This is a genomic window from Siculibacillus lacustris, assembly GCF_004328075.1.
GTDB lineage: Bacteria > Pseudomonadota > Alphaproteobacteria > Rhizobiales > Ancalomicrobiaceae > Siculibacillus > Siculibacillus lacustris.
In genome coordinates, this window is the sequence record NZ_SJFN01000026.1 from 56,850 (window position 1) to 69,379 (window position 12,530).

The following is a 12,530-nucleotide window of genomic DNA, read 5'->3' on the forward strand; positions in this document are numbered from 1 at the left end:
TCCTCGCCCTCAGTTGCGCAACGGTTTGCCGGTCATCAGCATGTGCTCGATGCGGTCGAGCGTGCCGGCGGACTTGACGAGACCGGCGAAGGCCGTCCGCTCGAGTTCGAGGACGTCGTCCTCGGAGAGTTCGGCGATGACGTCGGTATCGCCGCCCGACAGCACCACGGCCAGCGCCGAGGACACCACCGCGTCGTAGGCCGTGGCCTTGCCGAGCCGGCGGAAGCCGTCGACCGCCATGTCCATGCCGACCTTGGCCGAGGGCCCGGGCAGCCGGAAGGTCGGCGGCGCCGGCGGCTGGTAGCCCTCGACCAGCGACAGCGCCTTGGCCTTGGCGTCGGCGAGCAGGCGGTAGCGGTTCATGGTGATGCCGTCCGACGGCCGCAGGAACAGCAGTTCCTTGGCCTCGGCCGCCGACTTGGCGACGGTCGCCGTCGAGATCGTCTCGAAGGCCTTGATCACCGGCGGCATCGGCCCGTTGGGCAGCCGCCCGAGGCTCTGCCAGCGCGCCAGCATCTCCTTGCAGCCGCCCCAGCCGGGGATCAGCCCGACCCCGACCTCGACCAGACCGACATAGGTCTCGGCATGGGCCTGGATCGCCGAGCAGTGCAGCAGGATCTCGCAGCCCCCGCCGAGCGCCATGCCCGAAGGCGCCCCGACCACCGGGAACTTGGCGTATTTCAGCGCCTTGTACACCGCCTGTCCCGAGGCGATCAGGTTCTCGATCTCGGCGAAGGCGGCGATGTTGGCGGCGAACAGCGCGAGCCCGAGATTGGCCCCGACCGAGAACTGCGAGCCTTCGTTGTAGATCACCAGGGCCTTGAACTCCTTGGCGACCTTGCGGATCGATTTCTGCAGGAGATCGATGGTGTCGGGATCGAGCGAATTCATCTTGGAGGTGAATTCGAAACAGGCGACCCCGTCGCCGATGTCCCACAGGCTCGCCGAGCCGTTCTTCAGCACCGGCTTGGCCGTCAGCTTGACGTCGGCGAGCATCAGCACGCCGTCGGGGCGCACCAGTTCGGCGTAGCCGCCGTCGAGCCGCAGCACCTCGCGGCGCCCCTCGACCACCCGGTAGAACGGCCGCCCGGCGGCGGCGGTGAGGATCGGCGCCACCGGCAGGCCGGACCGCTCCAGCGCCGCGACGAACCAGGCGACGCCGAGATCGTCGATCAGTTCGAACGGACCCTTCTTCCAATTGTAGCCGAGGCGCATCGCCTCATCGATCGCTTCGATCTCGTCGGCGGCGTCGCCGACCAGCAGCGCCGCATAGGCCAGCGTCCGACCCATCACCGCCCAGGCGTAACGTCCCGCCGCGCTGTCGTGCTCGAACAGCTTGCCGAGCGACCGGCCCGCCTCCTTGACCGCCTCGACGTCGGCCTTCTTCTGCGGTCGATAGGCGCCGGTCGTCAGATCGATCGCCTCCTTGGCCTTGCCCTCGGCGCGGTTCAGTCGGTAGAAGCCGCCCTTGCCCTTGCGACCGGTGTAGCCCTCGGCGATCATCTTCTCGATCAGCGGCGCCGGCCGATAGAGGTCGTGGAACATGTCGCCGGCCGGCAGCGAGCCGGCGAGGCTGGCGTTGACGTGCGGCATCAGATCGAGCCCGACCAGATCGAGCAGGCCGAACACCCCGGTCTTGGGGATCCCCATCGGCCGGCCGATGATCGCATCGGCGTCTTCGATGTCGATCGCCCGATCGAAGGCCTCGACCACCGCCGCCTGCAGCCAGGTGACGCCGAGCCGGTTGGCGATGAAGCCCGGGCGATCCTTGCAGCGTACCACGCCCTTGCCGAGCCGATGGTCGGCGAACTGCGACACCGTGGCGACCGCTTCCGGCCGCGTGGCCGCGCCCGCGACCACCTCCAACAGCCGCATGTAGCGCGGCGGATTGAAGAAATGGGTGATCAGGAAGTCGCCCGCGAAACGCTCGGGCAGGCCGCCGACCAGGGCGGCGAGCGGGATCGTCGAGGTGTTCGACGACACGATCGAGCCGTCCTTGCGCACCGCGTCGATCTTGGCATAGAGGCTCTGCTTGAGGTCGAGCCGCTCGACGATCGCCTCGATGATCAGATCGCAGTCGGCGAGGAGGCCGAGGTCGTCCTCGACGTTGCCGGGGGTCACCAGCCGCGCCGCCGCCTTCGACATGAAGGGCGCCGGATCGGCCTTGAGCAGACGCTCGATCGCCCCCTTGGCCACCGCCGAGCGATCGGCGGCGTCCTTCGGCACGATGTCGAGCAGGATCACGGGCACCCCCGCATTGGCGACATGGGCGGCGATGCCCGCCCCCATCACGCCGGCGCCGATCACGGCGACCTTGTTGATCTCGGCCATCACAGCGCCTCCAGGATGGTGGCGATGCCCTGACCGCCGCCGATGCACTGGGTGGCCAGCGCGTAGCGGCCGCCCTCGCGCTTCAGGAGCGACGCCGCCTTGCCGACGATGCGGGCGCCGGTGGCGCCGAGCGGATGGCCGAGCGCGATCGCCCCGCCGTCGAGATTGACCCGCGCCGGATCGAGCCCGAGGTCGCGGATGCAGGCCAGCGCCTGGGCCGCGAAGGCCTCGTTGAGCTCGACCACGTCGATCGCCCCGATCTCGATGCCGGCCCGCGCCGCGGCCTTGCGCGACGCGCCGACCGGACCGATGCCCATGATCTCCGGATCGCAGCCCGAAACGGCGATCGAGCGGACGATCGCCAGCGGCTCCAATCCGTGCTTGGCGGCATAGTCGAGCGAGCAGATCAGCACGGCGGAAGCGCCGTCGGTGAGCGGCGACGAGGTGCCGGCGGTGACCACGCCGTCGGCCTTGAACGCCGGCTTCAGCCCGGCCAGGGTCTCGAGGGTGGTGTCCGAACGGATGCAGCCGTCGACGGCGATCACCCGGCCCTTCTTGTCGGTGATCGGCACGATCTCGTCCGCGAGCCGGCCGCCGTCGCGGGCGGCGGTCGCCTTGGCCTGGGAAGCCACCGCGAAGGCTTCCTGATCGGCGCGGGAAATCTGCCAGCGCGCCGCGACGTTCTCGGCGGTGTCGCCCATGCCGATGTAGGCGCCGGGCATCTCGACCGCGAAGGCCGGATCGGGCAGCGGGTTGAAGCCCATCATCGGCACCCGGCTCATGCTCTCGATGCCGGCGCAGACGAAGGCCTCGCCCGCCCCGAAGGCGATGGCGCCGGCCGCCGCATGGATCGACTGCATCGACGAGCCGCAGAAGCGGTTGATCGTGACCCCGGCCACCGAGCGCGGCAGCCCGGCCATCAGCCCGACCAGACGGGCGAGGTTGAGGCCCTGCTCGCCTTCCGGGAAGGCGCAGCCGAGCAGCAGATCCTCGAGATCGTCCGGCGCGACGCCGGTGCGTTCGACCAGCGCGGCGACCACCGCCGCGGCGAGCCGGTCGGGGCGCACCGCGGCGAGGTCGCCCTTCTTGGCCAGGGTGAAGGGCGAGCGGGCGTAGCCTGCGACGACGACAGTGTTCATCGACGTGTCTCCGTGAGAGAACTCTGGGTGAGGCGAGTTCCGTCGGAGACGTGCATCGACCGGGTGGGAACGCGAATGCGTCCGCCCGTCAGGCCGTCTCGACGGCGATACCGCGACTGGTGAGGGTGTCGAGGCTGACGCGCTCGATCTCCCGCAGTTCCGAAAGCGTGGTCTTGACCGCCTGCAACTGGCTCTCGAGCTGGGTGATGCGCTCGCGCGCCTTCTTCACCAGATGCTGCAGCTGCTCGGTCTGCGTCGTGTCGACGACGTAGAGATCGAGATATTCCTTGATGTCGCGCAGCGAGAAGCCGAGCTGCTTGCCCCGCAGGATCAGGATCATCCGCGCCCGGTCGCGATGGGTGTAGACCCGCGTGTTGCCGGCGCGTTGCGGCGAGATCAGCCCCTGGTCCTCGTAGAAGCGAATGGTTCTCGGCGTGATTCCGAGGTCTCGGGCCAGTTCGGTGACCGAGAAGATCTTTTCCATGACGGCAGGGCTCCGCGAGCTGCAGACGACGACAGCGAGGGCCGGATATTGCCCTATACGTCAGTTTGATGTCACGCGAAATCGTCATGGCGGGGATCTCGGGGAGGACGTCGGGGGCTTCGGTCGACCGGCGGCGCGGGTCAGGCGGAGGTGTCGTCGTGCAATCGGTCGCCGACCGCCTCCGCGGTGTCGCGGGCGATCTCCTCGGCGATCAGTTCCTTCTTCGACAGCTTGCCGACCATGGTCTTGGGCAGGCTGTCGCGGATTTCGATCTCGCGCGGCAGTTCGATCTTCGAGACGTAACCGGCGAGGAAGACCTTGAGGTCTTCGGGCGTGGTCTCCGCCCCGTCGCGCAGCTTGACGAAGGCCTTGGGGGCCTGGCCGCGATAGCGGTCGGAGACCGCGATCACCGTCGCCTCCTCGACCGCCTCGTGCTGGTAGAGCGCTTCTTCGAGCACGCGCGGATAGACGTTGTAGCCACCGCAGATGATGATGTCCTTGATCCGGTCGACCAGGAACACGAAGCCGTCGGCGTCGCGGTAGCCGATGTCGCCGGTGCGCAGCAGGCCGTCGCGCAGCTGATCGGCGGTGTCCTCGGGACGCCGCCAGTAGCCGAGCATCACCTGCGGCCCGCGCACGCAGATCTCGCCCCGCTCGCCGACCCCGAGGAGCTGAGTCGAGGTCACCGGGGTGCGCACTTCGACCGTGGTGCCGGCGACCGGCAGACCGATCGAGCCGACCTTGGTTTCGCCCGTGACCGGGTTGCAGGTGACCACCGGCGAGGCCTCGCTGAGGCCGTAGCCCTCGACCAGCCGGCAGCCGGTCAGGCTCTCGAAGCGGGTCTTGACGTCGAGCGGCAGCGGCGCGCCCCCGGAGATGCAGAATTCGATCGACGACAGATCGCGCTTTCCCTTGGCCGCGGCGGCGTTCAGCGCCGTGTAGATGGTCGGTACACCGGGGAACAGGGTCGGCTTCTTGCGCTCGATGGTGTCGAGCACCTGGTCGAGCTCGAAGCGCGGCAGCAGGATCAGCTCCGCGCCCATCCTCAGGCCGAAGTTCATCACCACGGTCATCGCGAAGACGTGGAACAGCGGCAGCACGCCGAGCATCCGCGGCTGGCCGGCGGCGATCGCGCCGTCCGGGATCCACAGCCGGATCTGTTCGGCATTGGCGGTGAGGTTGGCATGGGTCAGCATCGCCCCCTTGGGCGTGCCGGTGGTGCCGCCGGTATATTGCAGCACCGCCACCTCGGTCGTCGGGTCGAAGGCCGGCGTCTCGATCGGCGTCGCTTCGGCGGTCAGCCGGGCGAAGGACACGTGATTGGCGTCCGACGTCCAGGGCGCCAAGTCGCCGCGCTTGAACAGACGGAACAGGAGAGCCTTGGAGAACGGCAGGATCGCCGCCATCGGGCACACCACCACGGTCTTCAGCGAGGTCCGGCCGAGCAGCCCCTGGACCTTGGGCAGCATCAGCTTCAGGTCCATCGTCACCATCACCGTGGCGCCGCTGTCCCGGATCTGGTGCTCGATCTCGCGCTCGACATAGAGCGGGTTGAAGTTGACGACCGTGCCGCCGGCCTTCAGCACCGCGAAGTAGCAGATCACCGCATAGGGGGTGTTGGGCAGGCACAGGCCGACCCGCGTGTCGCGGGTCACACCGAGGCGGCGGAACCCCGCCGCGGCGCGCGTCACGAGATCGCCGATCTCGCGGTAGGTCCACTTGCGATCGAGGAAATCGATACAGGGCCGCTCGGGCCACTGCGCGACCGCCTCCTCGAACAGGGACGTGAGGGATCGGGCGGGGAGCGGATATCCGCCCCCGCTGCCGTCGGTGGGATGTTCGGTCACGGGTGTCTGTCGCCTCAGAACTTGTAGACGAAGCTGGTCGAGACCATGTCGACCGAGCCGGAATAGCTGCCGGTGATCGTGCCGAGCTTGGGGTCGATCAGCTTGGTGTCGGACTTGGGCGAGAAGATGTGCGCATAGCCCACGTTCCACTGGACGTCCTTGGAGACGTCCCAGGTATAGCCGGTCGACAGCCAATAGCGGTCGCTGTCGGGCACGCGCACCGAGCGTAGGGACGCCTTTTCGATGGCGCTCTGATCATAGGCGGTGCCGACATGGAGAGTATGGCCGGGCGCGAACTTGTAGTTGGCGCCGAGCGAGAAGAACCAGGTGTCGCGCCAATTCTCGATGGTCTCGGTGAGCACCTTGCCGGTGCTCTCGCCGACCACCGTCAGCGCCTTGAACGACGACCAGCCGGTCCACTGGATGTCGGCCATCACCGCCCAGCGATCGTCGATCTGATGGAACACGCTGGCGGTGGCGGTCGCCGGCACGGTGAAGTCGGCGCGAACCTTCCGGTTCGGCGCGATCGAGGTCATGTAGGCCTGGGAGAGCGAGCCGCTGGCCCAGGCGTCGCCCTTCAGGGTGTTCTGGATCTGCGAGCGATAGGCGATGCCGACGCGGGTCGAGGGCGAGAACTCCCACAGCGCGCCGACGTTGTAGCCGACGCCGATATCGCTGCCCTGGAATCCGAGCTGGCCATCCGGCAGCAGGGTCGGATTGCCGGCGAGGATGGTGCCGCGGTACGGGCAGGCGAGGCTCGCCACGCACAGCGCGTTCTGGTTCATCTGCGAGGACAGCTTGGCGTTGATCCAGTCGAACTGGATGCCGCCGCCGATCGACAGGTTGGAGTTCACCCGATAGGCGACGTTGGGATTGATGTTGATGTTGGTGACGGCGCTGTGGTTGGCGAAATAGCGCCCGGTCCAGTCGGCCGGATAGTCGGACCGGAGCCCGAAGGGCGAGGTCACGGCGAGGCCGAACTTGAGGTCCTTGGAGAAGCTCCACATCGCGAAGGTGGCGCCGACCGCGGCGTCCATGATCGCGTCGCCGCCGTTGCGGCTGCCGGTGGAATTGCCGAGCGCGGTGGTGCCGGTGCCCGAGAAGGTCGCCTTCGGGGCGATCCAGGTCACCGAGCCGGCGATCTGGTTGCCGTCCAGTAACGTCATGCCCGCCGGGTTGTACCAGATCGTCGCCGGCGTGGTCGCCTTGGCGGCCGAACCGGCGAAAGCGTTGCCGATACCTTCGGAACTCTGTTCGCGAAGCTGAAAGCCGGCCGCGGAGACCTGCGTAGCGTTCGCCGCGGCGAAGAATACGAAAAGCCCGACGGCGGACCCGATACGAACCATCGACGACATGAACATTCCCCCCAGTACGCGTTTTCGCGTGTCTCGTCTTGTTTGTGCCTCGGGCAGACCGCCCAAGAAGAGTCGAGGCTAATCGCCGTTCCGATCTGCGTCAACGGTCGTCGACGGATCTGTGGAAAGCCTCGGGCTCAAGAAATTTCACTTCGGATCATGTCGCGCGACAGTCGAAGCTCGGCTGTGAAGATTCAACCGATCGCCCCGATCAACTTCATCGCGACCCCCAGAGATCCGACCACCTTGATCTTGCCGAGCGTGTAGCCGAGCATCGGATCGAGCTTGCCGTCGAGAAGTTTCGCCAGATTGTCCGACGAGATCTTGATCGTACAGTCCGGCGCGACGTCCTCGTCGGTGGTGAACCGGGCGGGACTCTCGCGCGCGTCGACGGTCGTCGACCCGTCGCTGCCGAGATCGAAGCGCACCACCGCCCTCAACTTGTCGAGGGCCGGCAATGTCGCCTGCAGGCGGTCTTCCAGGTCGTCGGCGTCCACGGCGGCGATCCCCTCGCGTCTGTCCGGATCTTCTAAGTGATTTGTCTCATGCGCTGACCATTACGTCAACTAGGTCCCTCTTCCGTCAAAAGGCGCAGAACCCCATCCGATCCGCCACGATCGGGGCCCCGCCCCGCGCCCACGGGGCTCGCCGCGCCGCCGCTTTCGCGCTACCTGTCGGCCGCCGCCGCGCCCTCCCGGGCGTCTCCCCGCCGCCCGTCCGGAGATCCGCCGTCGTGACCTCGATCCTCGCTGCGCCGGTCTCCGTCGCGGCCGTCGACCTCACCGTCGACGCCGTGCCGCTTTCCGCCACCGACGCCGAACGCGCCGCCGTCGCCGCGCATTTCGCCGCCGCCACCGCCGCCAACCCGAAGATCTGGAACGGCCCGTTCTATCTCTTCGAGCGCGCCGGCCCGGTGACCGCGGCGGGCTTTTCCGCCCACGCCCGGCGCACCGACTTCGCGACCTTCCTGCACTGGCGGGCCGCCCCCGACGCGCGCTTCACCCACATCTTCCCCGTAGCCGCGGTGACCACTGCCGACGACCGCCTGCTGGTGGGGGTGATGGGCGCGGCGACCGCCAATCCCGGCAAGATCTATCCGCCGTCCGGCTCCTTCGACCCCGACGACGAGACCGACGGACGGCTCGACCCGGTCGCCAACATGGTGCGCGAGCTCGCCGAGGAGGTCGGCCTCGACGTCGCCGGCCTCACGCCCGATCCCGGCTTCGTGCTCTATCCCGCCGGCCCCTGCCGCATCGCCATCGTCCGCCGCTTCCGCGCCCCCGCGCCGAGCGCCGCCTATGCCCCGGCGATCGCCGCCCATGTCGCCGCCGACCCGCACCAGGAACTCGCCGCGTTCCGCTTCCTCGGCTTCGACGAACGGATCGCGCCGACCGCCACCGTCGGCTACGTCGACGCCCTGCTCGCGGACCTCGCGACCCGCCGCATCTGAAGATCCGACCGGGCGCTGTCCGGACTGCGGCGACGACGGCCGCCGGCGACCCCTCGCCTCGCCGGCGCCGCCGTGTATGATCCGCCGAGCCTTCCCCCGGAGACCTGCCCATGCCCCGTCGCTATGTCCTGCTCGACGTCTTCACGTCCCACGCGCTCGAAGGCAATCCCCTCGCCGTGGTGCTCGACGCCGAAGGCCTCGACGGGGTCGCGATGCAGCGCATCGCCCGCGAGTTCAATCTCTCCGAGACCGTGTTCGTGCTGCCGGCCGAGCGGCCGAGCCATTCGGCGGCGCTGCGCATCTTCACCCCCGGGCGCGAGATGCCCTTCGCCGGCCATCCGACGGTCGGTGCCACCGCGCTGCTGGCGCTCGAGCGCTTCGGCGCGGTCGAGACGGCGATCGATTCGATGGTGGTGGTCGAGGAGCCGATCGGCGTGGTGCGGGCCGCGGTGCGGCTCGATCCGGTCAAGGCGCCCTTCGCCGAGTTCGATCTGCCGCGCCTGCCCCGTGCGCTCGGCCGCGAGATGCCGTCGAAGGGCCTGCTCGCCGACGCCCTCGGCCTCGACGCCACCGAGATCGGCTTCGAGAACCACGTGCCCGTGGCCTTCGAGGCCGGCGTGCCCTTCGCCTTCGTGCCGGTCGCCGGCCTCGACGCGATCGGCCGGGTCGCCACCGATCGCGCCCGCCTCGCCGCCGCCTTCGGTCGCGGCGAGCCGCTGCCGGTCTATGTCTATTGTCGCGAGTCGGTGCGCCACGACAGCGCCTTCCACGCCCGCATGTTCGACGTCGACTTCGGCATCGGCGAGGATCCGGCCACCGGCGCGGCGGTCGCCGCCTTCGCCGGCGCGATCGTCCGCTTCGACGCGCCGACCGACGGCACCCACCGCATCCGCATCGAACAGGGCTTCGAGATGGGCCGGCCGAGCCTGATCGACCTCGCCTTGGACATGGACGAAGGCGCATTGGTCGCCGCCCGCATCGGCGGCTCGGTGGTCAAGCTCGCCGAAGGAGTGCTCCACGTCGACTGAACCCGCCCATCGGGCGGGGACGCCCTCAGCGTCGCGTCGTCGAGCCGCGCACGATCAGTCGGCCGGTCAGCACGACCTTGCGCGGCTGCAGGTCGGGCACCGACAGGCGCTCGAACAGCATCATCATCGCGGTGCGGCCGATGTCGAGCACCGGCTGTTCGACCACCGTCAGGCCCGGTCCGACCAGTTCGGTCCAGGTCTCGTTGTCGAACCCCGCCAGCCCCATGTCGTCGGGCATGCCCAGGCCGGCGTTGCGCAGCGCCTTGACCATGCCGAGCAGCACCTGACCGTTGGAGCCGATCAGTGCCTCCGGCCGGCCGGGCGTGCGCAGCCAGCGCGCCGTCTCGGCCTCCGCCGCCTCGGCGTTGGGCGCGACGAAGCGCACGTCGGCCTCGAGCCCGCGCGCCGCCATCGCCGCCCGATAGCCTTCGTGGCGCTCCACTGCGGTCGACGAGGTGTTGCCGAAGATGCCGCCGATCCGCCGGTAGCCCTGTTCCCACAGATGTTCGATCAGTGCGCCGCAGGCCAGCGGGTTGTCGATCACCACGCAGTCGTGGCGACCGGGCGGGCCGGCGCGGTCGACCAGCACCACCGGGAAATCGAGCAGGGTGTGATCGAGCCGTTCCGCTGTGGCCTTGGTCGGTGCGAAGATCAGGCCGGTGATTCGCTCTTCCTGCATCAGCCGCAGGTACATCGCCTCGCGTTCGGGGTTCTCGTCGGTGTTGCACAACACCACCCGCATGTCGGATTGATAGGCGGCGTCCTCGACCGCCCGGCTGAGCGCCGTGAAGAAGGGATTGCGGATGTCCGAGACGATCAGCCCGATGGTGCGCGAATGCTGCGAACGCAGCCGCCGCGCCGATAGGTTGGGGCGATATCCGGTGGCCCGCACCGCCGCTTCGACGCGATCGCGCAGTTCGGCGCTGACCGGGCCGTGGCCGAGCACTCGCGACACCGTGGCGGGCGACACTCCGGCGCGGCGCGCCACGTCCTTGATTCCGATGGTCATGGTCGAAAACGATCTCAGCCGGCTCTCGGGGCCGCGGGCGTCGCGCGCGGATCGAGGCATGAAGCTTCGCAGACCGCACTGCCCTTGGCAATGTGGTGAGGATTGACAATGCCACTGAAAACGTTTTCTGTAAATGCCGTCGCCACCGCGTCGTCGCGCGCTGTCGCCGCGTCGCCCCGGATCGGCTCTGAGGGAGACCGCTCGTGATCGCCCCCGTCATCACCGTCACGCTCAACCCCGCCATCGACCTCACCGTGACCGTCGCCGAACTCCGGCTCGGGTCGGTGCAGCGGGCCCGCACGGCCCAGTCGGGGGTCGGCGGCAAGGGCATCAACGTCGCCGGCTGCCTCGCCGACTGGGGCACCCCGGTGGTGGTCACCGGCGTGCTCGGGCGCTCCAACGCCGAACCCTTCTCGCAGTTCTTCGCAGTGAAGCGCATCGACGACCGCTTCGTCCGCGCCGTCGGCGAGACCCGCACCAACATCAAGATCGCCGACCTCGCCTCCGGCGACACCACCGACATCAACCTGCCCGGCCTGCCGGTCGACGTGCCGACCTGCGATCTGGTGTGGGACACCCTGGTCGAACTGGTGCGGCCGCACGGCCTCGTGGTCCTCGCCGGATCGCTGCCCGAGGGCCTGCCCGACGACACCTGGGCGCGGCTGATCGCCGACCTCACCCATCACGGCGCCCGCGTCGTCCTCGACACCAGCGAAGGCCCGTTCGCGGCGGCACTGGCCGCGCCGGCCGAGCATCTGCCCCATTGCGTCAAGCCCAACCGCCGTGAACTCGAAGCCTGGGCCGGCCGACCCCTGCCCGAGACGAGCGATCTGATCGCCGTCGCCCGCGACCTCAACCGTCGCGGCGTCGAGCTGGTGGTGGTGTCGCTCGGCCCCGAGGGCGCGCTGTTCGTGCGCGACGGCAAGGCGCTTTCCGCCCGCCTGCCGCCGATGCGCGTGCTCAGTACCGTCGGGGCGGGTGACGCGATGGTCGCCGGCACCGTCGCCGGCCTGCGCGACGGGCTCGGCCTGCCCGAACTCGCCCGCCTCGCCGTCGCCTTCGCCACCGGCAAGCTCGCCCACGTCGGGCCCCATCTGCCGGCACGTGCCGAGATCGAGGCGCTCGCCGCCCAGGTCGCCCTGACGACTCTCGCCGGCTGATCCCGTCCGGCTGCGCCGCCCGCGAGCTCTGCGGTGGCGTCGGGGCTGGCGCCGTCGCGACGTCCGTGATCGCACGGGTCGCGCCCCCGTCGGCGCGCCGCTCCCCGCCGCCCCGCCGAATTCCGCCGTGGCGGCGGTGTCGGGCAATCATCGGCCCTCAGAAAACGATTTCAAGCACACTCGCCGGGCCCTATCCGGATCATTGCTGATGGGGCGCGCATATCGCACAATCCGGCCGTCGGCGGTCTTGACGCGCGTGCTGAAAAGGTTTTCAGTCCCTACGAAAGTTGAAGAGGGGGGTGGCGCACCGATCCGGTTCGCCCGTTCCGTCACCGGGCTCCGTTCGCGGTCGCCCGACGATGGGGGCGCCGCCGCCGCTTCCCGGGAGCCCCGTCGGCGCCGCTCGACGCGGGTTCGTACCACAGGAGGATCCGATGCCCGTTTCGACCCTGGCCGAACTCGACGCCCTCGTGGCGCGYGTGAAGGCCGCCCAGGCCGTCTATGCGACCTTCCCGCAGGAGAAGGTCGACCTGATCTTCCGCTCCGCCGCCTTCGCCGCCGCCGCCGCCCGCATCCCGCTGGCCGTGCAGGCCGCGGAAGAGACCGGCATGGGCGTGCTCGAGGACAAGGTGGTCAAGAACCACTTCGCCTCCGAATACATCTACAACAAGTACAAGGACGAGAAGACCTGCGGCGTCCTGGAGGTCGACGAGGTCGGTGGCACCAT

10 protein-coding genes and 1 pseudogene are annotated in these 12,530 nt (G+C 69.1%); 4 read left to right on the forward strand and 7 right to left on the reverse strand.

Annotation, left to right across the window (positions count from 1 at the left end; all coding sequences use genetic code 11):
* Window positions 1-9 precede the first annotated feature (9 nt).
* From EYW49_RS16305 to EYW49_RS16330, 6 genes are all read right to left on the reverse strand, one after another.
* Window positions 10-2,331, reverse strand: coding sequence for a 3-hydroxyacyl-CoA dehydrogenase/enoyl-CoA hydratase family protein (locus EYW49_RS16305; RefSeq protein WP_131310689.1), 2,322 nt, complete (start codon window positions 2,329-2,331; stop codon window positions 10-12).
* Window positions 2,331-3,470: a thiolase family protein gene (locus EYW49_RS16310; RefSeq protein ID WP_131310690.1), complete on the reverse strand. Its 1,140-nt coding sequence runs from the start codon at window positions 3,468-3,470 to the stop codon at window positions 2,331-2,333. Before EYW49_RS16310 ends, EYW49_RS16305 begins: the two co-directional genes overlap by 1 nt.
* Window positions 3,471-3,558: 88 nt before the next feature.
* Entirely contained in the window at window positions 3,559-3,954 is a 396-nt protein-coding gene (locus tag EYW49_RS16315; RefSeq protein ID WP_131310691.1) for a MerR family transcriptional regulator, read from the reverse strand.
* 140 nt (window positions 3,955-4,094) lie between these two features.
* A complete protein-coding gene (locus EYW49_RS16320) occupies window positions 4,095-5,801 on the reverse strand; it encodes a long-chain-fatty-acid--CoA ligase (protein ID WP_131310692.1) in 1,707 nt (568 codons plus the stop codon).
* Between the two features lie 14 nt (window positions 5,802-5,815).
* Entirely contained in the window at window positions 5,816-7,162 is a 1,347-nt protein-coding gene (locus EYW49_RS16325; protein ID WP_323052997.1) for an OmpP1/FadL family transporter, read from the reverse strand.
* Between the two features lie 188 nt (window positions 7,163-7,350).
* Window positions 7,351-7,653, reverse strand: coding sequence for an SCP2 sterol-binding domain-containing protein (locus tag EYW49_RS16330; RefSeq protein ID WP_131310694.1), 303 nt, complete (start codon window positions 7,651-7,653; stop codon window positions 7,351-7,353).
* Between the two features lie 236 nt (window positions 7,654-7,889).
* On the opposite strand from EYW49_RS16330, the gene EYW49_RS16335 reads away from it, so the two are divergent.
* A complete protein-coding gene (locus tag EYW49_RS16335; protein ID WP_131310695.1) occupies window positions 7,890-8,606 on the forward strand; it encodes an NUDIX hydrolase in 717 nt (238 codons plus the stop codon).
* Window positions 8,607-8,716: 110 nt separating this feature from the next.
* Window positions 8,717-9,634, forward strand: a complete 918-nt coding sequence (locus tag EYW49_RS16340; protein WP_131310696.1) for a PhzF family phenazine biosynthesis protein — start codon at window positions 8,717-8,719, stop codon at window positions 9,632-9,634.
* A 25-nt stretch (window positions 9,635-9,659) separates the two neighbouring features.
* On the opposite strand, the gene EYW49_RS16345 is transcribed toward EYW49_RS16340, so the two are convergent.
* Entirely contained in the window at window positions 9,660-10,643 is a 984-nt protein-coding gene (locus EYW49_RS16345; RefSeq protein ID WP_131310697.1) for a LacI family DNA-binding transcriptional regulator, read from the reverse strand.
* 203 nt (window positions 10,644-10,846) lie between these two features.
* Here EYW49_RS16345 and pfkB point away from each other — a divergent pair, with 203 nt between their 5' ends.
* On the forward strand, window positions 10,847-11,803 hold the full coding sequence (gene pfkB / locus EYW49_RS16350; RefSeq protein ID WP_131310698.1) for a 1-phosphofructokinase: 957 nt from the start codon (window positions 10,847-10,849) through the stop codon (window positions 11,801-11,803).
* 434 nt (window positions 11,804-12,237) lie between these two features.
* Window positions 12,238-12,530: pseudogene (locus EYW49_RS16355) on the forward strand (bifunctional acetaldehyde-CoA/alcohol dehydrogenase); the annotation flags it as partial.

What these genes read in the sequence shown, in the direction of transcription:
- EYW49_RS16345 (WP_131310697.1), bottom strand. Translation starts at nt 10,643, where the DNA reads ATGACCATCGGAATCAAGGACGTGGCGCGCCGCGCCGGAGTGTCGCCC.
- EYW49_RS16305 (WP_131310689.1), bottom strand. Translation starts at nt 2,331, where the DNA reads ATGGCCGAGATCAACAAGGTCGCCGTGATCGGCGCCGGCGTGATGGGG.
- EYW49_RS16325 (WP_323052997.1), bottom strand. Translation starts at nt 7,162, where the DNA reads ATGTTCATGTCGTCGATGGTTCGTATCGGGTCCGCCGTCGGGCTTTTC.
- EYW49_RS16315 (WP_131310691.1), bottom strand. Translation starts at nt 3,954, where the DNA reads ATGGAAAAGATCTTCTCGGTCACCGAACTGGCCCGAGACCTCGGAATC.
- EYW49_RS16310 (WP_131310690.1), bottom strand. Translation starts at nt 3,470, where the DNA reads ATGAACACTGTCGTCGTCGCAGGCTACGCCCGCTCGCCCTTCACCCTG.
- EYW49_RS16340 (WP_131310696.1), top strand. Translation starts at nt 8,717, where the DNA reads ATGCCCCGTCGCTATGTCCTGCTCGACGTCTTCACGTCCCACGCGCTC.